Source organism: Rubripirellula obstinata, from assembly GCF_001642955.1.
GTDB classification, from domain to species: Bacteria; Planctomycetota; Planctomycetia; order Pirellulales; family Pirellulaceae; genus Rubripirellula; species Rubripirellula obstinata.
Genome location: NZ_LWSK01000038.1, coordinates 13,243 through 36,778, shown reverse-complemented (window position 1 = coordinate 36,778; position 23,536 = coordinate 13,243). Strand labels below are relative to the sequence as shown.

Genomic DNA, 23,536 nt, shown 5'->3' with positions numbered 1-23,536 from the left:
GCGTCTTTCGAAAAAAGGGGTTCAGCATTGACTCGATCTTCGCCGATGCTAAGCTGGGTAAACGGACGGACAAGTCCGTTTTGTTTGTTGTGTCGTGTTGATTTGGAAAATGAGCGTGAAGAAGACCGAAAACGAATTGAAAGCACTGTCTGCGAAGGCCCAAAAGAAGAGGAACAATATATTGGGCAATTCGATGAGGGTCTTTGCCAAGGAGGGTTTTGGGGGCACCGACGTTCAGGTGATCGCGGACTTGGCGGGTGTCGGCAAAGGCACCGTTTATCGGCATTTTGGCAACAAAGAGCAATTGTTTTTAGCAACGGCCAAGCACTGTCTCGAAATGCTGGGGCAATTTGTTTTGAAGGAACTGGGGGGCGAACAGGCGTCTCAGCAACTGGTGCAGCAGCATGGTGCGATTGAAACGCTTCGCCAAATCGCCTCGGCGGTCGCGCTGTTCTATCAACGCACACCGCAAGCCGTTGAAATCATGATCCAAGAGCGGGCCGAGTTTCGTGAGACCGTTTTCCCATCGCACCTGATGCACCGCGCCGAGAACCGGGCGGGCGTCGACGAACTGATCAAAGCCGCGATCGACGGTGGTGAAATCCGAGTCGTTGATCCGACCATTGCAACCAACGCTTACTCCGACTTGATCTACGGCAGTGTCATCAGCGGATGCCTGGAAGGTGGCAAATCAAAGTTGGTCGCGCGCGTGGATGCGGCGATGGAGATTTTTTTGGCAGGGCTAACGCCGGAAAATTCGAAGTCAAAACGAAAGCCACGAAACAGTTAAATCACAGAGTCTCATCACCGGACAAAATCCTTGAAACGCATCCTTAAATCGATCACCATCCTCGCGTTCGTCGCAGCAACCGGCGGTGTCGTTTTCTGGTATTCACAGCAGAGCGAATCCGCCAGTGATCCTTCACCGGTTGCAGTTGACGTTTCGCCTTCGCGATTATCCGTCAAAGTTGTTCCCGCCACTCGCGGGCCTATCCAAGCTTGGGTGTTTGCCGAAGGCACCGCGCGAAGCGCCCAACGCGAATACCTGACCTTCGAGGCAACTGGCCGGGTTACAAAAGTCACGCCTGAAAAACCGGGCACCCCAGTCAAGAAGGGCGACATTCTTGCGGAACTCGACAAACGAACTTTTGCAGCCGATGTGGACGCCGCGATGGCGACGATCCAAGACGCGAAAACCCAAGTCGAAGCCTCTTTGGCCGATGCTGATCAAGCGAAGACATCATCAACCTTGCAGCGTCGGCAATACGAACGTGCTCAACAACTCTATCGGCAAAACGCATCGTCAAAACAAGAACTCGAAGAAGCCAAAGCAGCGATGGAAAATGCCGAGTCGGCAGTGCAATCGGCCAAAGCCCGTGCTCGTTCGCTCAGTGCCAACATCGCTGTCGCGGAAGCCAAATTAAAACAGGCTCAAATCTATCTTGAAAACGCTCAAATCGTTTCCCCGATCGACGGCATCGTGGCCTACATGAACATCGAGGAAGGATTCTATTTCACGCAGAACTTTGTCAAGACTTCAAGCGAATCTGAAGCGTTGTCAACGATTCCGTTTGTTGTCATCGACCCGTCGCAGTACGAGGTGATCGTTGATGTACCCTCGTTTGACGCCGAGAGAATCAAAGTCGGTCAAAAGGTGATCGTGCTTCCCGGTGGAACCGCCGACCAAACGATCCTGGGAACGCTGGAAGGCAAGACGAACGGGGCGACCAATACCGAAGCGGCGTGGCAGGCGTCCGCGGAAGTCTATTCGGTCAATCCGGCCATCAATCCAGGCGGCCGCAGTGTGCAAGTAAAGATCCGCACCACGGGGAACGTGGAAAGCCTGCGTGATGGCATGTTCGTTACCTGCTGGATCGCGACGGAGGAATCGGACGACGCGATCATCGCTCCGCTTGATGCGTTCTTGTACGAAGAAAATCGTCCGTATGTGTTTGTGTATCAACCCAGTTTGCAATCGGTTGAGCGACGCAGCGTGACGTTCGGCATACGCGGTCTGTCTCGCTATGAAGTCGCCAGTGGTGTAAAGGCGGATGAAATGATCGTCACAGACGGTCGCTACAAGTTGGTCGATGGAACTCCCGTTTCTGTGATCAGTGGGGCAGATTAACCGCAGATTTTGTCCCGTAGCGGAACGCGTCAAGCGTTTCGGTTTCGCCCATTGCCGTGGCCGAAAGTCTTGGCGACTTTCGCTACCTTCGAGATCACTGGATCAGTCGATGACAACTCAACAACACATTCCCACCGTCAGCGAAGCGACTGGCCTGGAACGATTCTTTATCCTGCGTCCGGTCGTTGGACTATTGCTGCTGGTCTTGTTTGTGGTCGGTGGTGTGTTTGCTTACATGTCGCTAGTCAAAGAGTCGTTGCCTGACCTTGCAATTCCTCAAGCCACCATTTCGACATTTTGGCCAGGAGCGGATCCGCAGACGATTGAACAGGAGGTCACGGAGAAGATCGAGAATGAGCTCTCCAGCTTGAAGGGACTTAAAAAGTACAGTAGCGCCTCGTTCGATTCTTATTCGTTGATTGCCGTTGAGTTCGTTGCTACGGCCGATATCAATGACTCGATGCAACGACTGCGATCCAAGATCAACGACGCCGAGGCGGAACTTCCTCGTGACGCAGAAAAACCGACCGTCAATCAAATCTCGGTTGACGATCGTCCCATGTTGACGTTGGTTCTGTATGGCGACGTCGATTCCGCAATCCTCAGTCGCACCGCCACTGACCTGGAAGACCGCTTGGAAAAGGTTGCGGGCGTCAACGAAGTCAAAATTGGCGGACTTCGCAAAGAAGCAATCCGAGTTCAGTTGCTGCCCGAACGTTTGATTGCCCTGGGCATCTCGCCGACTCAGGTCCGCGATCGAATCCAGTCCGCCAACCGCGATATGCCTTGGGGTGAAATTGAAAGCGATCAGCTCGGTGGAGCGCTTCGCATGGTCGGGCGTTTTCGCGATATTGAAGAGCTTCGAAGGCTGCCAGTCGATCGACTTGGGCAATCCGGCCGTGTCATTCGACTGGCCGAAGTCGCGGATGTTCGCCGCGATTTGGAACGTGAACAAACGCGGGCATTCCTCAGCGACCAAGGCGAACCGTTTCGCCGGAGCATCGAGATTTCGCTCACCAAAGTTCCCGCCGCTGACGCATTGATTGCCATCGAAAATGCCAAGGCCGCCATCGCCGATGCACAAACAGCGACTGACTGGCCGTTTGGTTTGGAAGTACGCTTCACCACCGACCAGTCCGAACAGATTTGGGAATCGTTGTTGCGAGTGTTCAACAATGGTTGGCAAGCGATGCTGTGCGTGTTCTTCGTCCTGCTGCTGATGCTTTCGTGGCGAGAAGCACTGATTGCCGGGCTGTCGATTCCCGTAGCTTTCATGGGCGCACTAACACTCATTTGGATGTTCGGCTACACGCTCAATGAAATGGTTTTGATCGGGATGGTGTTGGCACTTGGGTTGTTAGTCGATGTGTTTATCTTGATGATGGAAGGCATGCACGAAGGCGTCTATGTTGAAAAACTGTCGTTTTCGCGATCGGCGATGTGGACGGTCCGCCGGTTTGCATTGCCCGCTTTCGCCGGCCAGATGACAACGATCCTGGCGCTGGCACCGCTGATCATGATTTCGGGAACGTCGGGAAAGTTCATTCGTATCTTGCCGATCACCACCATCGCGTGCTTGATTTGCAGCTTCATCGTCGCCATCGCGATTGACTTGCCATTGTCACGATACTTGCTGCGTCGAAGTAAAAACCAAGGCGACGAACATAGCTTGGTCGATCGGTTGTCGATGCACGTTTCAAGCTGGTTGGCTCAATGGAGCAAGCGATGGACTCTGCGGAATCGCTGGACGGCGGGGCTCAGCACCGTGCTCGCTCTCGGATTGTTCGTCATCGGCGGCATCGCTTTCTCGACACTGCCATCGACCATGTACTCCAAACGCGACGGGCGTAATCTTGGCGTCACCGTCGAACTACCGGCCGGCACCACGCTGGACAAATCCCAACGAGCCGCCGATCTGGTCGGCGAAGTACTTCGAGGAAAACCGTATCTCGAAAACGTTGTCAAACTAGTCGGCAGCAAAAGCCCGATGGTCCAGGGTTCACTCGGTGATGCACTCGCACCAACAACGGCTGATTACTTGATCGGGTTCTCTTGCCGATTTCTGCCACGCGATCAGCGAGACTTTCCCGCGTACGACTACGTGGACGGTCTGCGTGCTGAACTGGTCGAAGCCATCAATGCCAAGTTTGCTGGTGCGAATGTCATCCTGCAAGCCGAAACTGGGGAACCGTCGGCAGGCGACCCGATTCAAATTGAGATCATCGGTGATTCAATGGAGACGTTGCGTGAGCTTTCCAAACAGGCACAAAACGTACTTCGCGAAACACCCGGTGCGGTCGACGTTCGCGACAATCTTGGCAACGTCCAAGTGGACATTCAATTGAAACCCAAACGCGAAGCACTCGACTTCTACGACATCTCACATGATGAACTTGCTTCTCAAGTGCGTTACGCGATGGGCGATCAAGAAATCGGCAAGTTTGTCGTTGGCAACAACGATGATGACTTAGAAATCAGAATGGGATTGGCTTGGCCAAGTCGCGACGGATCGCTCGGCGGACCAACTCGACTAAGTGAGCTTGTGTCGGTTCGCGTTTTTCAGAAAGACGGCAACACCGTGCCCGCGATGGCGGTACTGGATTCCAACGTCGGCACCAGTCCGATTTCCATCACCCGGCAAGACGGCCAACGCAGCATTATCGTTTCGGCGAAGAATCAAATTCGGTTGCCATCGGAAATTATCGGCGACGTGACCCCCAAACTCGATTCGCTTGCCGCGAATTGGCCAAGCGGATACCGATACAAATTTGGTGGTGAAGCGGAAGAGTCTGCCGAAGCATTTGGCAGCGCGGGATACGCGATGGTGATCGCGTTATTTCTTGTGTTCGCACTGCTCGTCATGCTGTTCGGCTCGTTCGCTCAGCCGTTTATCATCCTGTTAACGATCCCGCTGGCACTTACCGGAACCTTCGTCGGTTTTTATCTGCTGAAGATGCCGTTCTCGTTCACCGCCGTGATCGGCGTCGTCTCGTTGATTGGCATTGTCGTTAACGATGCGATCGTGATGGTGGAAACGATGAACGGTTACCTTCGTCGCGGCTACGAAGTCATCGACGCAGCGGCGCGAGGCGGATCCGATCGAGTGCGACCGATTTTGAGCACCAGCATCACAACGATCATCGGCCTGATCCCACTCGCGCTTAGCGACGCAATGTGGGAACCGCTTTGCTTCGCAATCATCTTCGGCCTGATTGCCTCAACCATCCTATCGCTCGCCATCATTCCGGCGATGTACATTTTACTGACAAGACCGTACGCCGAAGCTTTGGAATAGAACTTCGTCGAGCTTAAGCGATAAATAAGTGAACGGGAAAATCATCGGTTCTGTAAGCCGATGTGAGTTTCAATTCTGAACTCTCTTCCCTTTTTCCGTGCCTCTTGTCATTTGGGCAAAACGATGGAGGGGCAAAACGATGGTGCGCGGCCTGCTAGCTCAACTGAGTTTGATGAACGCGCACCATCGTTTTGCCCCTCCATCGTTTTGCCCAATTTCCCCTCACCGTTTCCAGCGACGATTCATTAGAGTATTCACCTTCAATTCTTGGGCTAGGAAAAAGAGAAGGGGGCGATGCATCGGTTTTGTTAGCCGTTGTGAGTTTCAATCCTGAAAACTACCCCCTAACCTTTATCCACGCTCCTTTGTCCTCGCTCTGCTTGTTAGGCAATCAGCCGTCGCTTGTTTCCAACGTGATCGATAAAGGCAACTCGGAATCTTTGGCATTGGTGACTCGCAGGCCGCTGGTGTAGTAGTCGGCGTAGCGGCGTGGGACGGTGTGGCCGTGATCGTGGGCTTCGGCGGCCAAGTCTTCGGTGAGAACGATCTGGACCACCACGACTTCATAGTCGCCCGGTGGGCAACCGACATCACCGTCTTGGTCGGTCAACGCAAATTTGCCATCGGCCGCGATGCGACTGGCGTAACGCGAACCGTCGGCGAGCGATCTGAATTCAACGCTTCCCGATTGCACTGGACTGCCGTCGTCAAAGAGAACGCGGCCTTCGTAGGTACCGACGGGACTTCCGCAACCGCTAACCAGAATGGTCAGCGCAATGGCGATTCCGAAGATCGTCTTTAGAGGAAGGCAATCTTTCAATGCACTCGCTCCACCAGAAATTCAATCAACCTGCAACTGCGTGAATGACGTTTTTTTAGATTCAACATAAACCGAGTATTCTACGAAGGAGTGCAACCAATCACGATTCTAGTTGCCTCAGGATCGTCGGTCACTTTGAAGCCCGAAATGAGCTGACCCAACGGGAATTTGTCGCCAGAATATCCCGCACAACCCGCTTGGTTTCGTCCGGTTCGAACGGATCATGCTCAAGTTCGTGCTCCAGATTTTCTAATTTCTTCCGAATCAGGTAGCCCTGCATTCGCTGGTACGGACGAACCTGACCGGTCCGCAGGAACGTGCCGACTTCCAACCGCCGGCTCCAATCCTCCCAAATCGGCAGCCAAAACAAAGCATGTTCAACCTGCCCGCTATTGGCGGCTGACAGACATTCCGCCCGTGCCGCGCCAATTTCTTCCAGGCATTCACTCGGCGAAGGATAGTACGCGTAGCACGCAACGACACTAAGCGCGACCAGTCCCGCCAGCATCGTCGCACCGATCACACCCGGTGGAACGACGACATCCAAACCGCTACGAGGCTTCGCATCTTCGTTTTGCAGCGAAGACGCGAACGAGCCCGCTTTCGCATTTTGTATCAGTGACGTTTCGTTGATCTTCAACAGCCGAAACACCAGGCCTGCGGCGACAACGATCCCCAACACAACCAGCGACGCGACGACGCTGACGTCCAATTCTTTGCTAACCGTGTCCCGAACGGTTTGCAGATTCAGCGAATGATAGTCCGACAATGGATTCGCATAGATATCAAACGCATGCGTGTGCCCAGCCGGTTCGACGCCCGGCGGGACTAGCGGTTTATTGATCGCGTAGGACAAACCCAACACGATCACCAATAGCGATGCCAACCACAACGATGCGGCTTTCCATCCGTAATTCCGTCCGAACCAAACCGGCGTAGCGAAGTTCATCCCCGCACCCAAAATCAATAGCGTGAACGACGCTCCAGGCGAATTGGCGTGTTGAAACATCATGCCCATTTGGCTCATCGCCAACATCGGCGTGGCATAGACCGGTACCGCAACGAACAACATCTTCAGCGGTGCCCACCAATCGTCACGTTCGACTTCATGTTGCATCGCACCGTAGGGCAATACGGCAGCCAGCAATGCCAGTCCCGACAACGCAGCCACCGTGATTAGCATCGTGGTGCCCGTGGTTTCGCGAGCGAAATGGACGACCGTTGCAAAGACACGACGCAGCCCGATCAGATGATCTGGATTTGTTTCTTCCTCGTCCGTGACCAGCGTTTTTTGCTCGGCCATTTTTGACAACGCATCCCAAATCAGACCCAGCGTCGTCACCACCACCAATGACCCCAGTGCAAACAGGATGATCACTAGCGGACGGCTGAGTGTCAGGCCGTACAACAGCGACAGCGGATTGAACAAGGGTGCCGATAATGCGAACGCCGACATGGCACCAGGTTTGACCTTGGCCCGTCGCATTTCAAACAGGATCGGCAACACGCCGATCGAGCAAACGGGCAACAACATGCCGACCAACCATGACTGCGGCAGCGAACGCAAACTCTCGCCACCAAACAACCGCCGCGTCCCGGTGCTGCCAAGATAATAGCGAAGGATCGACGCGATCAGCAAACCGACCAGCAACGTCGGCGCGGCTGCAGCGAAGCCTTGCAGCATGCGAATCAAGCCACCAAGCAACATCACTGAAATTGATTGACTCATGGCGACGTCACCTGCAAGCTAGCGATACGTTCGGGAATTTTCTTCGAGGTCTCATCAATCAATTGGCAGAACGATTCGAGTTGTGATCGATTCTCGCTGCTCAGGCCCTCATTGGCCGCACGCAGATTGACCATCAACGATTCCGCAGCGTGATACAGCGGCAACCAATCCGCTTCAGAAAGGTTCGTATCGGCGGCGACTTCTGGAACCCAAGAAACTAGATCGAAGATCTCGGTTTCTGGATCATGTTTTTCATCATGATCATGTTCGTCATGGTCATGGTGATCGTCGTCATCTTCTGCATGATGTTCAGGCACCTCGCCAGTGTCGATCCAAACGAGACGCTCGCGAATCTTCACTGCCGCGTCGGCTAGGTCGCTCGGCCAGTGTGACGCGACGATATGGTCGTGCTCGAAGTGCGATGCTTTGGGGGCGTCGTCTTGCGGCCCGCAGCCGAAAATAAGCCCCACCAACAACGTAGCGGAACTCGCCAAGAGTTTCGGCATCGAGTGCGCGGCTGATATCCGAAAGTCTTGGCGACTTACGCTACGAGAAGATTTCATCACTTGTACTCCGGTGCAGGGATCTGTTGCATGATTCGATCAATCACCGAATCAACGTCATCGGTCGTGGTCAGCAAACGGACCGACAACACTGGGTGGGCGACTTTGGCCACGTCGCTTGGTGTGACAAAGTCGCGACCTTGCAGCACCGCCCACGCTTGAGCGATTCGTTGCCAATGCAACATGCCACGTGGACTGACGCCCAATTGGATTGATGCGTCATTCCGCGTCGCCTCGACCAGATCGACAAGGTACTCGCGGACTCGCGGATGAACCGTGATCGACTGCACTTGTTGTTGGATCTTTCGCAAATCCGGAAGCGACAAAATGTTGTGCGGTTCATCGCTGTTTCGGTCCGGTTGCGAAGCGTTTTCCAAAATCCCAAGCTGCGCGTCACGATCGGGGTAACCGAGTTGCAGCTTGATCGTGAACCGATCCAATTGAGCCTCAGGCAACGGATACGCTCCGTGCGAATCGATTGGGTTTTGAGTCGCAATGACAAAAAAGGTTTCTGACAAACGGTGCGGAACGGCATCGATCGTCACCTGTCGTTCCGCCATCGCTTCCAGAAGCGCACTCTGCGTCCGCGGCGTCGTGCGGTTCAATTCGTCAGCCAACAAAACGTCGGCGAATACAGGGCCGGCATGGAACTCGAACTCGCGAGTCTTCTGGTTGAATAGGTTGAAGCCTGTCACATCAGTGGGCAGTAAGTCCGGCGTACATTGGACACGCGACAAACGACCGCCCAAACATTCGGCCAGTGCCTTTGCCAGTGTCGTCTTCCCGGTTCCCGGCAGATCGTCCAGCAACAAGTGTCCTTGGGCCAGCAAACACGCGATCACCAACTCGATTGGTTCGGCCTTACCTAGCAAGACACGACCAAGTTGCTCACGCAAGGTTGTCAGTGCTGCTTGCGTTTCGTTTTCCATTACTACACTCATGCCTTTGCACCATTCACTACTTGTTTCATCTGTCGCGAATTCAAACCTCGAACCACACCGCTCAAACGATCGCGGTCGATCGTACCACTGCCACCGAAAATGCTTTTGTCGGCGTCATTACAGAACTCTCGCACACGATCGCGAAGGTGAATGTCCGAAGCGACCAATGACTCCATCCAGTCTCGTTGGGGAGTACCGGCGGGACGCTGCTGGCCGATCAGTTTCGCTCGCGTTTCCACGATCCCCATCGCGATACGAAGCTGGCGCTGACGACCGAGCGGCCATGACAACGACCAACCCAGTGACAGCAACCATTCGATCCAAATCAAGCGGGTAAAGAACAGAAATGCAAACACGCCGGCGATCGCTAAGCCGTGCGTCCAATGCTCGGCAGCAAAGCGTTTAGCGACCAACCACATCGACGGCGTGTAGACCGGTTCGCGATATCCCGGCGTCGGTTCAACCTCGAACCAACGACCATCTTCGAGCCGGATTTCGGCCCAAACATGAACGTCGTCCGGCGTCACGTTGGAGTGCCCCGCAGCAATGTCAAACGAATTTGGCCGCACGTAGAAACCAGTCACGATTCGTGACTGGAACCCGATCTCGCGAGCCTTCAATGCCGCGACGGTCGCAAACAAATGATCGCCGCCACGACGAGTGCGAAGAAACTCGGCGACAGGATCGTCGGTGTTCGTAGAACTGTTTCGGTCGAGCGTAAAGTTGGTGCGAAGATCTTGAATGATTGATTTCAAGCCTTCGTAGTCTGCCGCGCCGTCGATCAGTTCATCTTCCATCACGCAAAGCGAAGCCAAGTGTGCCACCGTCAGCGGAGGCACTTTTTCGCGACCGGGCATGAACAGCGAACCGTCGTCATCGATTCCAAAGAAGTCTTGACGATCGACGTCTTTGATGTGCAGACCGGCAGTCATCATCGGCGCTGGCAGGCGAGTCGTATCAAGACGCAGAACCTTCAGCAGATTGACTTGCACTGCATCGCTGTTTTCAAACACCGCGGACTGCAGTCTTCGATCAAAGAACCAAACCGCGTCGTCGATTTCGGTTCGCTGCAAGGTTGCATCGGCTAGGTTCGCCGTGTTCGTCCAGTCCACGCCATCGAACGTATCAAAACGTTCCATCGCCAACCGAATTCCTGTTGGACCGTCCCACTGAACGACCGCGGCTTCGACGGCATCGTCAAAATGGTGATGCTTCTTTGGCGGCATTCGATCGGTGCTAAACGACGATCCGCCCTTCTCGCTTTTCGACGCCTGTTCGTGCGACGGAATGAAGTTGTCGTTGTTCATCGCTTGTCGACGTTCCCATTTGTTCTTCTTTTTGGGTTCGCCGATCGTGTCGTTAAACATGTCGAATAATGTTGACTCGGTGGATTCGAGAAAGATCTCTGATTCGACCGCGCCAAACGATTCCGCATGGTCTTTCGCTGCGATCGCCGCATCGCCGGTTCCGATGCCCGATCGAGCCGCTGGGTCGGACCATTTTGATCCGCCACTACTGGGCATGAATCCGAAGGCAAGACGATTAGATTGGCTAAAACGATCGCGAACGACCAAGCCGCCAACGATGCACAAGACGACTGCAAACATGACGCTGGCCGGTCGCACACCGATGGTGGGTCGAACCGAATCGGGCAAGCAGAGGTCGAGTCTTTCCCAGTGATTTGCCACCAGGTGCCAAACGCAAACGGTCATCCACGCAATGGCCAACCAAACCGCGCGGGGATCGTCAGAAATCGAAGTCGTGAATAGAACCAGAAATCCGCTGATCACCAGTGACATCGCTCGGGTGCGATCGCTAGTCGCGGACAATGCGATGGCTAGCGAGGTCGATCCGAACGTGGTCAATGCTGACATCTCAAAGGCAATTGGCGATCCAAATGCACGAGCGAGAACGGCGAATAGGACGGGGGTGAGGGCGAGTAGTGTTATCGCGGAACTCGTCAGGAGTTTCGGTTTTGCGTTACCGGGTGAGCCGAAAGTCTTGACGACTTCCGCAACGGCAAGTAACGCAATCAGCATTCCCATTTCCGCCAAAAACCAACTTCGCGATTCAACGAAGAACCGCAGCGGAACGACCGAGACGATTGCCAGGATGGCCATCAGAATTGTTTCGTTTCGTTTACGCGGCGACATCGGCATCTCGCACCTCCGTCCAGAATTCTCGCACTTGGGTTCCCAACGTTTCGCCTGAACGAATTTGCTTCGTCAGCAAACGGCCACCGGCTCGACGACCTCCACGCGGGTCGATCATGCGTACGATTTCCTGGCCTGAATCGTTCGACGAAAACTCGATCACTGCATGGCGGCCGATCGCGGCCCGCTCGATCGGTTTTTCACTTCCATCGGCCGGAACGTCCGCCAACGCATCCAGGATCTGCCGGCGGCCTTTGCTGCCGGATGACAATCGCAACCGCTGCGAACCAATCGTCACTCGCATGGGAACGTTCGACTGATGCAGATTGACCAGCACACTGGCGGCGACACGAATTCGGTCGGCCAATTGATCTCGTGTGCCTCGGCAAAACGTATCGACCAAGACATCCAATTCGACGCATTGCGGACCGCCGCGTTCGGTGACCACCAACGAATCGACTCGTGCCGAGGCGACCCAGTTGATGTGCTTGGCCGAATCGCCGCGTCGGTACGCTCGCACGCCAACGAAATCGCCGCTCCGGCCACCGCGGCTTCCTTCGCCCTGTTCAGCATTGGCAACGCCAACGATCGGGCAAGTTCCACTGATCGGAAACACCTTCGGCCAAACCGTTAGCGACTTGGTCGTGGTTAGGTTTCGCCGCGCCGTCCAGATTCCAAACGGGAATGAACAAGAAACGTGGGGCGTTTGAATCGGGTAACGACCTCGAAGCGAAGGATTGACCGTGATTCCAAAATCGCTGGTGCAAAGCGGTGGCACGCACGCTAAACCGACGGTCGGTATCGCGTCGTCGTTGTCGCAATCGAGATAGCCTTCGACAGCCAAACCCCAAACGGGAACGGGAACACGATTGCGAACCGACACCAACATCCGACACGCGTCATCTTCGTGAACGCAATCGATTTCGGGATGCAGTTGGCAAGTCGTGACGTGAATCGCGATCAATGGCCACGCCATGCCCACAACCATGATCGCGGTCAGCGATGCGGCCAACGTCCAACCAATCGGGCTAAAGTACAAACCAATCAGAACGCTGACTGCCGTCGCAAGAACGAACCAACCAATCGGTTCTTTCAACCAATACACAAAACGATTCGCCCAGGGGCAAAAGTCGGTCGTCATCAAACGAGACAACCAACTTGCCGAACTGGGCACTTCATGGGCTGTCGCCATGATAGCGCACCTTAGGTACGAGAACAAAACAGGGGTCAGAAACATCGCGAGAGTTGGGCGATTGGCCGCTCAGAAAAATCCACGTTGGATCTTGAAAAAGACCACGGCAGCAGAGGTCTTTAGCAAGATCCACTACAAAGGAAGAACTGATCGGCCACTCGGCTCAAACTCGCGGCGGTCCCCGTACCGTTTGGCTGCTGGAAAGATGGTTCGACGTGAAAACGTCGTCTGCGAAAGCCACTTCATCGCAAATCGTCAGCGGCTCGATCTGAGTAATAACGTACTCGAGCATGATCGCTTCGCGCGAAGCAAAGAAGTTTTGGCAGATCGCACACCGGTCAGCATCGTGCTGCGGGGCGGGCAGTTCCGAGGCCGGATCATTGGCCTGATTTTCGGCCTGTTCCGATTCTTTTGAACAGCAAGCATCACGATGATCGTGCTTGCAGCAAGAACGACTGCTGGAAGTTTCCGCGCAAGCATTGTCCAGCTTGGTTGCACAGCATCCAGAGTGATGTCCCGAGCATCCGACGTGAACCCAGCCCGCGACATTGCCAAATAACAACGCAGCCAGAATGATGTAAACGGTTAGGATTCGAGACGACTTCAACGGTCGGTTTCCAGCGTTATTGAACGGATCCCGCTCACGCATGACGTGCAAGTTAAGGTTTAGCGGTCCGACCAGGGATAAACTGATTGTCCATGCTTGCTTACGCCGTGTCAATTGTTTTTGTTCGCCACCGGAACGAACGCGAATCGTTGTGCTGCATTGAGTGGAGCGAAATGCGGCTTTAGCACAGGTTGGCGGGATCAGCCACCGGAATGATTGAGACAAGAACCGCTAGCCCAGAGGGCGACACAACGAAGGCAATCTGCCGCCCTCTGGGCTATTGGATTCGCTTTTTCCGTGGACCGGTGGCTGACGCCCTCGTTGTTATACACAAATCTGGCGTGCGGGAATTGCGGCTGTGGTTTGGCCTGCGATCACCTAAGCTGTTGCTGACGTGAAAGTTACCAACAGAGAACGCGCGATGGAGCGATGCGATGGTCAGCGATTGGGTGGTCGAGGAATTGGAGTCTACTGATGTGGGAGACAAGCGGTTGAATGATCGACTTCGAGAAGTACTCTCGATGATGGCCGCAACGCCAAGCAAGAGCATCCCAGCATCGGCCAATGGTGGGCACAACGAAACGACTGCCGCTTACCGTCTGTTCGATAACGACCGAATGGGATTCGAGAACATTCTTGAGCCGCATATTGATTCCACCTACAAGCGGCTGAGCCAAGAAGAAGTAGCGATCCTCGGCCATGACACGTCCGAACTCGACCTGACACGTCCAAAGGTTCAGGTCGAAGGAGCCGGGCCACTCGATGGAAACGCTCGCTTCGGAGAGTTGCTTCACCCGTTGGTCGCCTTCACACCCAACGGGACGCCACTGGGCACCCTCTGTGCGGAGCTTTGGACACGAGAAAGCGGCCCGTCTAAAGCCAAAGACCGCAAGCAACTTCCCATCGAAGAGAAGGAGTCTCTGCGTTGGCTCGAAACCCACCGGCACGCTCAAGAGATAGCAGAACAGTATCCCGAAACCAAGATCGTCGCGGTCGCCGATAGTGAGGCGGACATTTTTGAAGTGATCGACGCTGATAAGGATTCACCGGAGAACTTCCAGTGGATCATTCGCGGTTGTTACGACCGCGCGACGATAGAAGATGACGACCCTGAGTCGATTCTGTTGCGAGAAAAACTAAGCCAAAGCGACGTCCGGTACACTAAAACGATTGCGATTCGCGGTCGTGAAAAGAAACTCGACTGCGATAAGCGAGCACGAAATCAACCGCGAGAGTCTCGGCAGTGTGAAGTGGAAGTTCGCGCTCAAAGCGTGACTCTTCGCAGCCCACACCGCCCCGACCGAAAGCTGAGCGATACAACCGTCAACGTCGTTTGGGCGCACGAAATCAACGCCCCCGATGGCGACGTTCCGGTCGATTGGATGTTGCTGACCAACATGCCGGTGTCAACGAAAGAAGAAATTGAATTGATCCTGTCATATTACTGCATCCGCTGGATGATTGAGATATTTTTCAGAACCCTAAAGTCAGGTGCTCGGATTGAAGCACGTCGATTTGAAACTCTGGAAAGATTTGAGCGATGCTTGGCGGTATCGATGATTGTCGCATGGCGGACGCTGTACACGACGCGAATCGGTCGAGAGTTTCCTGATGTTAGTTGCGAAAGCGTTTTCAGCGCAAATGAATGGCAACCCGTCTACCAATTGGTGATGAAGGAAGATCCACCTGCCGAACCACCGAAGCTGCGGATCATGATTCGCTTGATCGCCCGGCTTGGTGGCTACATCGATCGAGCTCGTGATGATGAACCAGGTCCCGACACAACCATGCGAGGAATGGAACGCCTACATGATATCAGTGCGTGCTGGATTAGTTTCGGCCCAAAATCCCAGCCGTTGGTGACATAAGATTTGTGTATAACAACGAGGGCGAAGCCACCGGTTAGTACAACGAAAAACGAATAGGCCCGGAGGGCCGACAGCATCCGAGCATCCATCCCACAAATGTCGCGCGTCGTACTCAACACCGGCTGTACTGAGCATGCGCACCGAGCTGTCGTCCCTCCCGGGACTATGGGCAAAGAGTAGCAGGATACCGGTGGCTGCGCCACCGGCAAAGGGCTTTCGGCCCTCTGGGCCTGGTCGACAACCAGTATCAGGACACCGGTGGCTGCGCCACCGGCACCGTGCTGTCGGCCCTCTGGGCCTGGTCGGCGCCCCAAGCCACGGAGTGGCGGCAGCCCTTTGCCGGTGGCGAAGCCACCGGTTAGTACAACGAAAAACGAATAGGCCCGGAGGGCCGACAGCCTCCGAGTATTCTGACCGGTCGCGTCCAACAGGTTCAGCGATTATTCTAAGGGGAACCTGAAGAGACCGAAATTCGTTCATTTTCGCCACGCAACACGCTATCCACCCAAGCCACCGACCTATGGGGCAGTTTAAGTTCGATGTCCCCGAAGAAGCACGCGACTTTGTGGAACGGTCGCTGTGGAAAGATGCGTACATTTGTGGAATCGAAGGGGTGCCCTTTCAGTCTCGCAACCAGTTCGACGGATCGCAGTTGACGATTTCTCGCGAGATTTCAAACTCGGGAAAACTGCACATGACTTGCCCGGTTCCAGGGATCGGCAATCGAGTGCTCAGCACCTGCAGCTTGCGATGTTTGCCAGATGAACCGCACCAATTGCCGCTAGAATTTGCTCGCGGATCGTGTTACCGAGCTCGGATCCAGGCGGACACATGGCAACGTGCCGGGCTGACGATTTCTGACCAATTTGACGATCTGGTTGAACGGGGCACCAGCGCCTTTTTGGAGGCTGCCGGATTACGCGGCGATCCCAACCGAAGTGCGATTGCCGCGATCCGGGCGATCACGTTGTTGGAATCCGCGATCAATGATCTTGGTGAATCTTACAGCGTGCAGTCGATTGCCTATCGCAAACAACGTGAACCACAAATTGGAACCTTGATGGCGGCCACAGTGATTCCGCCGTCGCCCATCGATTCGCCTCACGCCGACGCATTCGTATCCGCGTTCAACACCGCTGCGGTGCGGTTGAGTTGGTCTGAGATTGAAACCGACTCGGGCAGTTTTCATTTCGATGACGCGGAACAAACGATCCAGTACTTCACCAATCAAGGGATGCGCGTCGTTGGTGGCCCGCTGATCGATTTCCGCACCCGGATGATGCCGCATTGGTTGTATTTGTTTGATGAAGACTTTGAATCGTTGTTGAAAGCCGCGGTCCACTTTGTCGAAACGACGGTTGCTAAGTTCCGTGGCAAGGTCCAGCTTTGGAACTGCGCGACAGGATTGAACACTCCTGGCCCACTTCCGCTTGATGATGAACAAGCGATGCGTTTGGCGATTGGGATTTTACAAGCAGTCAGGCGAACGGATCCGAATACTCCGGCGATCATGTCGTTCGATCAACCGTTCGGTGAATACCTTGCGAAGGATCGCGACGGGATTTCGCCACTGCAATTTGCCGACGCGATGGTCCGCAGCGGATTGGGGATGGCGGGTATTGGGCTTGAATGCCGAGTGCATTACGCCGAAAACGCGACTCAGCCGCGGTCGCCGGTCGATTTTGGCCACATGATCGACCGCTGGGCGACATTGGGGATGCCGTTGTTGGTCCAATTGGTTGCCCCCGCAGCGATTGGCCCGGACAGCGAAGCGACAGCGCCAACAGAAGTATTGAATTATCTGGATAGCAGCGAAGATCCATCGGCTCAACAACTACGTGTCGCCAGCGCGATGATACGCACCTTGTTGGCGAAGCACATCGTTCACGGAATCGTTTGGGATAGTTGGAGCGACGCCGAACCGCATGTTATGACTCATGGTGGTTTGATCGACCAACAAGGCAACACGCGACCACTGCTCGACTACCTGACTCGTGTCCGAAAAGAGTTTCTGACATAGAGCTCAAAACAACGCCCGGTCTGATGCCGAGAACGAAACCCCGATCAACCGCTTGCGTTCTCTTGTTGTTTTGCAACGATCTTTTTCACCTTCCTACAGAAGCTTTGATCCTTCTTGAATCGGTAGCATTTTGAAAGTCCCTCAGCGCATTAAACCTCTTATCGAAGATGGCCTTGTCGATAAGGTTTTGGGCTCGTTGATGAGCGGCAAAGAGGCGCAAGTCTTTTTGGTCCGTTGCGGCGAAGAAATTCGCTGCGCCAAGGTTTACAAGGATGTGGTCAAGCGAAGCTTCAAAAACGCGGTTCAGTATCAGGAAGGTCGGAAGATCCGAAACAGTCGCCGCCAGAGGGCGATCGATAAGCGTTCTAAGTTTGGTCGCGATCAACAAGAAGATGTGTGGCAACGAGCCGAAGTCGATGCGTTGTACAAGTTAGCCGATTCCGGTGTGCGAGTGCCAAAGGCGTACGGTTTCTTTGATGGCGTGTTGCTGATGGAACTGATCACCGACGGGGACGGCGACGTGGCACCACGGCTGAATGATATTTCCATGTCAGCCGAGCAGGCCGTCAGGGATCACGCGACCGTCATGAATTATGTGCTGCGGATGCTGTGTGTCGGTTTGGTTCACGGCGACTTGTCGGAATTCAATGTTCTGCAAGACGAATCCGGTCCAGTGATCATCGACTTTCCGCAGGTCGTCAATGCATCGGGCAACAATAATGCGAAAGCAATGTTGCAACGCGACGTTCGCAACATCACGCAATACTACGCGCAGTTTGCACCGCATTTAGCGAACACTCACTACGCCGATGAAATGTGGGAGCTCCACGAAAAAAGCGAACTGACACCGGACTTAAAACTGACCGGAAAATTCAAATTCTCAACCAAAGCCGCCGACGTCGATTCCGTCTTGGACATGATCGATTTCGCCTACGAAGAAGAGTTGGCGAGACAAGACCGAATGGAAAACGGTTAATCGCATTCCGAAACGTAAGTTTTGAAGGTGCAATTTCTATACAAGCATGAAACGCGACCGAGTGAACTTCGCTTTTGGGGAGCTTTTTGGGGACGTTCGACCGTGAATGGCATTTCGTCGCTGATCGCTTGTAAATTTTTTGGAATGTCATGCGATTGACGAACTGAGTTCCATTTGCAAACGTATTGCATTTGCGAGTCTTTGGTCGGACAATTTTAACGTTTGAAAACTTTTCCCGTTTGTGTGATTCGTGGCTTCATTACGCCAAAAGCTTCTCGTTTCGTCGCTATGTGCCTTGCTGGTACTTGGGCACGCGTTTGCTTGGCTGCACGTTGCAACTTGCAAAGATGGTGCGTGCGGTGATATCGCATGCAAGGCGACGGCTTGCCGGACTGTCGTTAGCGATCACGCGTGTTGCGGTCACTCGCACCATCACGGTGGACCAGCGGATGACAACGCTGAAGCGAATCCAATCGAAGGCGATCAGTCCCAACAACCGGGCCCGCCACACGATTCAGATTCCTGCTCGATCTGTTTGTCGCTCGCGACGCCATGTGCTTTCGGCGATGCTTCTTTCACGCTGCCGATTTCTGAACCTGCTTGCCAGCGTATCGTGCTGGCGACTCGTCTGGATGGTATCGCAAGCCTTCTTTCATTGCCGCCTTCTCGTGGGCCGCCAGCAGTTGTTGCCTAATCCGCTGTAGTTTTCTCGGTAGCAGACTCCCAACTTAAAACGGAATTCATTCCGTTCTATGGCGATCTGCATCCTTTGCCCCGCGTGTGCGTGCGCGGTCGTTCGACAACCGGTCCGACCAAAGCCGTGTCAAGCGATTCGTACGTCATGCGCGGGGCTCTTCTACCACTCCGCGCTCAAGCACCTTTAAGAATTATCAAACCCATGACACTTAAATTCATGACACTTAAAACAAAGTATCGAACACGCCGTGACGGCTTTACCCTCGTCGAATTGCTGGTCGTAATTGCCATCATCGGCATTCTGGTTGGACTGCTGCTGCCGGCCGTCCAGGCAGCCCGCGAGGCCGCGCGACGAATGTCGTGCGGCAATAACTTGAAGCAAATCGCTTTGGCAACGCACAACTACGAAAGTGCATTCAAGAAGATTCCCGCGATGACGGGATCGAGCAGCTATTCGGTGCAGGCCCGAATTTTGCCGTTCATCGAACAAGCCGGATTGAACGATTTGATTGACTACGATGCACCGCTTTTGCTTGGCCCGGCCTGGATGGCACGCTTTAACCCGGACCTTCGCAACGCTGTCGAATCGGTCGTGCCGACGTTCCTTTGTCCCAGCGATGTCGGGGATCCAAACTTCTCCACCACCTTCAACGATGGTACACCGGGAACCTCGGGCGGGCTCAGTTACATGTTCAGCTACGGCAGCGGTACTGACACGCACTACGACGATCGGTATCGCACCGACGGAATGGTGTGGACGGACTCGTGGGCCGGATTCGAGGATTGTCTCGATGGAACTAGCCATACCGTGTTGCTGGCCGAAACAGTGCTCGGCGATCAAACCAGTGGATTGAACGAACCATCACCTTCCGGGCCGCATCGCCGCGTCGCTAATTGGGGCGGCACGTCAGGAAACGTCGCGCCAAACCCAGGTTTTCTGGACGGCGGAACACTGATCGAGAATCCTGACCTGGACACCATCTTTCCAGCAAGAATTACATCCTATCGAGGTAACCGAGGCGAATCTTGGATTCGCGGCGTCCCGTATGCGACCGTCATCAACGGATACATGACACCGAACTCGCGAATCCCGGATATCGGAATCCATGGACGCGGTTTCTATTCGTCACGCTCGTATCACAACGGCGGAAGCCACCATGCGATGCTCGACGGCAGCGTTCATTTCTTAACTGATTCGATTGATCGTGACCTGTATCACGCAATCTTTTCACGAGACGGACGCGAGGTTGTGACGCTGCCATGATCTTCCAACCGCACATTCGCAAAGCCAGCCATGGAATGATGGTCGCGGCAATCGGAATTTTGTTGCCCTGCTTGATCGCAGGTTGTGAACCGATCCCTGAAGAAAGCGACGTCGAATCCGAAAGGGTCGTCATTCGCTATCAGGGAAGACCGCTTGCCGACGTTCGAGTTGGTTTGCACGGCGATCGCAATGGACCAGTGTTATCGCAAGCAATCACCGATGACAACGGCCAAGCTGTTTTTCGCGACCTGCCGTCACCGGAACCAAGTCCGTATTTCGTGACTCTGGAATCGGTCAGCGACGGTGGATGGATCTTAGATTCGCGTGTCATCAAACGCAGCAGAACCAAGTTGGAACTGCCGCCGTTTAGCAGCCAGCTCGTTCAAGAAATCGAGCTTCCATCGGGCTCCGTGAAGCCACTTTAGTCTCAAAAATTCAACAAAAGATTTAATCATGTTCAAAACCGTAGTCACGTTGTCCCTTTGGTTTGGGGCACTTTTCACCGCGACCAGCGCCGAGGCGCAAGGCAGAACCTTAGCCCGTCTTTTTTGGCAGGACGATTCCAGTGCCAGCCTTCAATGGGGCGATCTAAAGAAGAACGCAGAAGGCTTTCACTTGGCCCCGGCAACCATCGATCAGTTTCCAGAACTGGATCCGGATGAACAATCGTTGGTCCAAATGAGACACGACGACGGTTTGATCATCGTCGGCGTTCACGACAATAACGAAGGAACATTCGGCAGTGGTTGGGTCGCGATCGAAAGCGGTGCAATCGAAGAACCACATGGCGACCACTCGCATTGGAAGTTCAATGAGGCTCCGTCGGTCGCTCAGCAGATCATCGATGAAACGCAAGGCAATCCCGCGCACGTCTACCGCTACGGAAAATCGTTCGTGCTAGCCATCGACAAGAACAACGGATTCACGATTGCATCCGCCGATTCGATTCGCCAAGCGAAAACGGCTGAGCAGGCTGCAGCGTTCTTCGATGGCGGTAGCGGTCACATTACGTTGGCGGTGGAAGAAGACCGAGTCGCCTATGCGACCTGGATCGCACCGGTCGGCGAGAACGCTGGGCGAATCGACGTCATCGGCTTGGGTGAAAATTCGGGACAGCGATACACGATTGCTTGTCCGACTGGCGGCCTGCATGGGGCAACGATCAACAGCGGCAAAGCATTTTTTGCTCCGTCGGAGGGTGTGTGTTGGGTGGAAGCCGATCGTGAAATGTCTGCGAATTCAGAAACGGTAACCGTTAACCATCTTTCGCTTGGAAAAGACGCCGATGACAAGCCGCTTCGCACAGGAGCGTTTGCAAATCTGAAAAGTCATGTGATCTTTACGTCGGGCAAAGGCGATCAAGCGAAGCTTTGCGTATTGAATGCGGCCGATCAGATTCCTGCTCTGATCGAAGTCAGCCTGGATCTGCCCGAAGGCCAATCAGTGATGTCTCCGATCCCGATGCAGACGAGATCCCACGGCCCGCTGGCTTGCATGTTTGCTGAATCCAAAGAGAAGCCGGAAACCGACGAGTTGATCGTGGTCGCCTTGGATCCCAATCGCGATGGCGATTTTTCTGACGCCGTTATCAAAACCACCATTGCGGTCGGACGCAATGACATTAGACCTCACGCGGGTCATCATGACGCGGTTTTGCTACCCGACGGACGCCGGATCGCGATTACCAATCCAGGTGACCAAAGCATCTGGATTGTGTCGCTGGCGGACTTTTCAGTGCAAGCGAAATTGTCGATAAGCGGAACACCAACGCGACTGTTGGCGATCGGTGGATAAGGCAAGATTGAACGGGATGGATTCCGTTCTACGTCTTGATATCGAAACGGATCATCAGTCCTGGTTGTCGATAAAGTCCGTGCGTTTCAACGTTGGCAAGGCCGTTTTGATTGCGATGGTAAAAATCATCAGGCCGAATGCCCAGATTCCGACCGTGACTTTCCATTCCAATTGGCTAGGCACGTATTCGACAATCTCGTGCAACGTGCTGGGGATAAACCCCGGCACAATCAGGCCCATGCCCTTTTCGATCCATGCTCCGACGAACGCCATCACACAAGCGGTGACCAATACGGGTCTCCACTTAAACATCAACACGCCTGGCCATAGAAACAATAACGCCGCGATCAAATTCATCGCGATCGCGGTCCAAGTCCACGGCACCAGCGCGGTCTTTCCATGCAAACCAAAGAACAGATACTTCGCTGCACTGACATGAGAACCGCCGGTGTAAAATTCGGTGAAAAGCTCAGATGCAACCATTAGTAAGTTGATCAGGATTGTTACGCGAATGATCTTCGTTAGCGTCCCGATCGGCTGATCAAGTCCACCAACTCCTGTCAGTTTCTTAATAAAGATCATCGCAACGATGATGAACGCTGGGCCGGAAACAAACGCGGACGCTAAGAAACGCGGCGCAAGCAGGGCAGTGTTCCAAAACGGTCGTCCACCAAGGCCACAATACAAGAACGCTGTCACGGTGTGAATTGAGATCGCCCAAACAATCGACAGCATGACAAACGGCACGTACCAGACTGGGTTGGGCTTGCGACCAAGGAATCTCATGTAGAGCAGGTAGCCGCAAATATGCATGTTGATCAGCAGGTAACCATTCAGGACGATCACGTCCCAGGTCAGCATCGAAATCGGCCAATTAAACTTTCCGATGCCCGGCACCATGTGCCAAAACCGATCAGGGCGGCCTAGGTCAGCCATCACGAACATCAAACACATCGCGATTGCGGCGATCGCTAACAGTTCACCAATGATGACGACGTCATGCATCTTGCGATCGTGATACAAGTAAGCCGGGATCACCATCATGACTCCACCGGCGGCTAGGCCAACCATGAACGTGAAGTTCGCGATGTACAGTCCCCAAGAAACCTGGTCGGTCATGTTGGTGCCGATCATTCCGCCGGCAACTTGGTTCGCCCACGCATTTGCACCGACCAAGAACACTGCGGTCAAGGCTGTCATCCACGCATAAAACGCGAACGACCCTTCGGTGGCAAGCCACAGCGAACGCCCGATGAATTTCGGATAGCTGGTGATGTGCGTTTCGTTTTCGATCGGCGATGCTGGAATGCTGCTCATGGTTGTTTTCAGGAGTATTTGACGCAGAATGATTTAACGCAAAGGCGGGGAGACGCGGAGACGCAGAGGTTGTGGGGCGGTATCATCGCAAAGAAAAGACACTAGCTTAGGCAGGCATCTCTGCGTTGCTCCAGTCGCTCTTCTCCTCTGCGTCTTTCCGCCTCTAGCGTCTC

18 protein-coding genes are annotated in these 23,536 nt (G+C 54.2%); 10 read left to right on the top strand and 8 right to left on the bottom strand.

The features are described from left to right. The first annotated feature begins 115 nt into the window (after positions 1-115). From RC85_RS11550 to RC85_RS11540, 3 genes are all read left to right on the top strand, one after another. Positions 116-790, top strand: coding sequence for a TetR/AcrR family transcriptional regulator (locus RC85_RS11550; protein ID WP_200836803.1), 675 nt, complete (start codon positions 116-118; stop codon positions 788-790). A 30-nt stretch (positions 791-820) separates the two neighbouring features. After that, positions 821-2,128, top strand: a complete 1,308-nt coding sequence (locus RC85_RS11545) for an efflux RND transporter periplasmic adaptor subunit (RefSeq protein ID WP_068262686.1) — start codon at positions 821-823, stop codon at positions 2,126-2,128. Between the two features lie 109 nt (positions 2,129-2,237). Continuing rightward, entirely contained in the window at positions 2,238-5,423 is a 3,186-nt protein-coding gene (locus RC85_RS11540) for an efflux RND transporter permease subunit (protein ID WP_068262684.1), read from the top strand. Between the two features lie 391 nt (positions 5,424-5,814). On the opposite strand, the gene RC85_RS11535 is transcribed toward RC85_RS11540, so the two are convergent. The 7 genes from RC85_RS11535 to RC85_RS11505 form a co-directional block, all read right to left on the bottom strand. Then, positions 5,815-6,243, bottom strand: a complete 429-nt coding sequence (locus tag RC85_RS11535) for a carboxypeptidase-like regulatory domain-containing protein (protein WP_235033429.1) — start codon at positions 6,241-6,243, stop codon at positions 5,815-5,817. Positions 6,244-6,373: 130 nt separating this feature from the next. Further along, positions 6,374-7,972, bottom strand: a complete 1,599-nt coding sequence (locus RC85_RS11530) for a permease (RefSeq protein WP_068262681.1) — start codon at positions 7,970-7,972, stop codon at positions 6,374-6,376. Next, positions 7,969-8,535, bottom strand: a complete 567-nt coding sequence (locus RC85_RS11525) for a hypothetical protein (RefSeq protein ID WP_235033430.1) — start codon at positions 8,533-8,535, stop codon at positions 7,969-7,971. The genes RC85_RS11530 and RC85_RS11525 overlap by 4 nt, the downstream gene beginning before the upstream one ends. Further along, positions 8,535-9,476: an AAA family ATPase gene (locus RC85_RS11520; RefSeq protein WP_068262679.1), complete on the bottom strand. Its 942-nt coding sequence runs from the start codon at positions 9,474-9,476 to the stop codon at positions 8,535-8,537. The genes RC85_RS11525 and RC85_RS11520 overlap by 1 nt, the downstream gene beginning before the upstream one ends. Continuing rightward, positions 9,473-11,635, bottom strand: a complete 2,163-nt coding sequence (locus RC85_RS11515; RefSeq protein ID WP_068262676.1) for a transglutaminase TgpA family protein — start codon at positions 11,633-11,635, stop codon at positions 9,473-9,475. Before RC85_RS11515 ends, RC85_RS11520 begins: the two co-directional genes overlap by 4 nt. Further along, on the bottom strand, positions 11,616-12,821 hold the full coding sequence (locus RC85_RS11510) for a DUF58 domain-containing protein (protein ID WP_235033432.1): 1,206 nt from the start codon (positions 12,819-12,821) through the stop codon (positions 11,616-11,618). The genes RC85_RS11515 and RC85_RS11510 overlap by 20 nt, the downstream gene beginning before the upstream one ends. Before the next feature lie 163 nt (positions 12,822-12,984). Next, positions 12,985-13,470, bottom strand: a complete 486-nt coding sequence (locus RC85_RS11505) for a hypothetical protein (protein ID WP_068262673.1) — start codon at positions 13,468-13,470, stop codon at positions 12,985-12,987. 392 nt (positions 13,471-13,862) lie between these two features. Here RC85_RS11505 and RC85_RS11500 point away from each other — a divergent pair, with 392 nt between their 5' ends. From RC85_RS11500 to RC85_RS11465, 7 genes are all read left to right on the top strand, one after another. Next, on the top strand, positions 13,863-15,296 hold the full coding sequence (locus RC85_RS11500) for an IS4 family transposase (RefSeq protein WP_068262670.1): 1,434 nt from the start codon (positions 13,863-13,865) through the stop codon (positions 15,294-15,296). Positions 15,297-15,816: 520 nt separating this feature from the next. Next, on the top strand, positions 15,817-17,316 hold the full coding sequence (locus tag RC85_RS11495) for an endo-1,4-beta-xylanase (RefSeq protein ID WP_068262667.1): 1,500 nt from the start codon (positions 15,817-15,819) through the stop codon (positions 17,314-17,316). Positions 17,317-17,446: 130 nt separating this feature from the next. Further along, positions 17,447-18,292: a PA4780 family RIO1-like protein kinase gene (locus RC85_RS11490; protein WP_068262664.1), complete on the top strand. Its 846-nt coding sequence runs from the start codon at positions 17,447-17,449 to the stop codon at positions 18,290-18,292. A 250-nt stretch (positions 18,293-18,542) separates the two neighbouring features. Further along, complete coding sequence (locus tag RC85_RS11480; protein ID WP_149752599.1) at positions 18,543-18,986, top strand: DUF2946 domain-containing protein; 444 nt, start codon at positions 18,543-18,545, stop codon at positions 18,984-18,986. Positions 18,987-19,190: 204 nt separating this feature from the next. Then, positions 19,191-20,252 (top strand): DUF1559 domain-containing protein, encoded by a 1,062-nt coding sequence (locus tag RC85_RS11475; protein ID WP_068262655.1) that lies wholly within the window; start codon positions 19,191-19,193, stop codon positions 20,250-20,252. Next, positions 20,249-20,677, top strand: a complete 429-nt coding sequence (locus RC85_RS11470; protein WP_084422578.1) for a hypothetical protein — start codon at positions 20,249-20,251, stop codon at positions 20,675-20,677. The genes RC85_RS11475 and RC85_RS11470 overlap by 4 nt, the downstream gene beginning before the upstream one ends. Positions 20,678-20,705: 28 nt before the next feature. Then, a complete protein-coding gene (locus RC85_RS11465; RefSeq protein ID WP_068262652.1) occupies positions 20,706-22,046 on the top strand; it encodes a hypothetical protein in 1,341 nt (446 codons plus the stop codon). 54 nt (positions 22,047-22,100) lie between these two features. Here the strand turns inward: RC85_RS11465 and dsrP are convergent, their stop codons facing one another. Beyond that, the gene (gene dsrP, locus RC85_RS11460) at positions 22,101-23,363 is read right to left on the bottom strand and encodes a sulfate reduction electron transfer complex DsrMKJOP subunit DsrP (RefSeq protein ID WP_068262649.1); all 1,263 of its coding nucleotides are present in this window, start codon (positions 23,361-23,363) and stop codon (positions 22,101-22,103) included. Between the last annotated feature and the right edge of the window lie 173 nt (positions 23,364-23,536).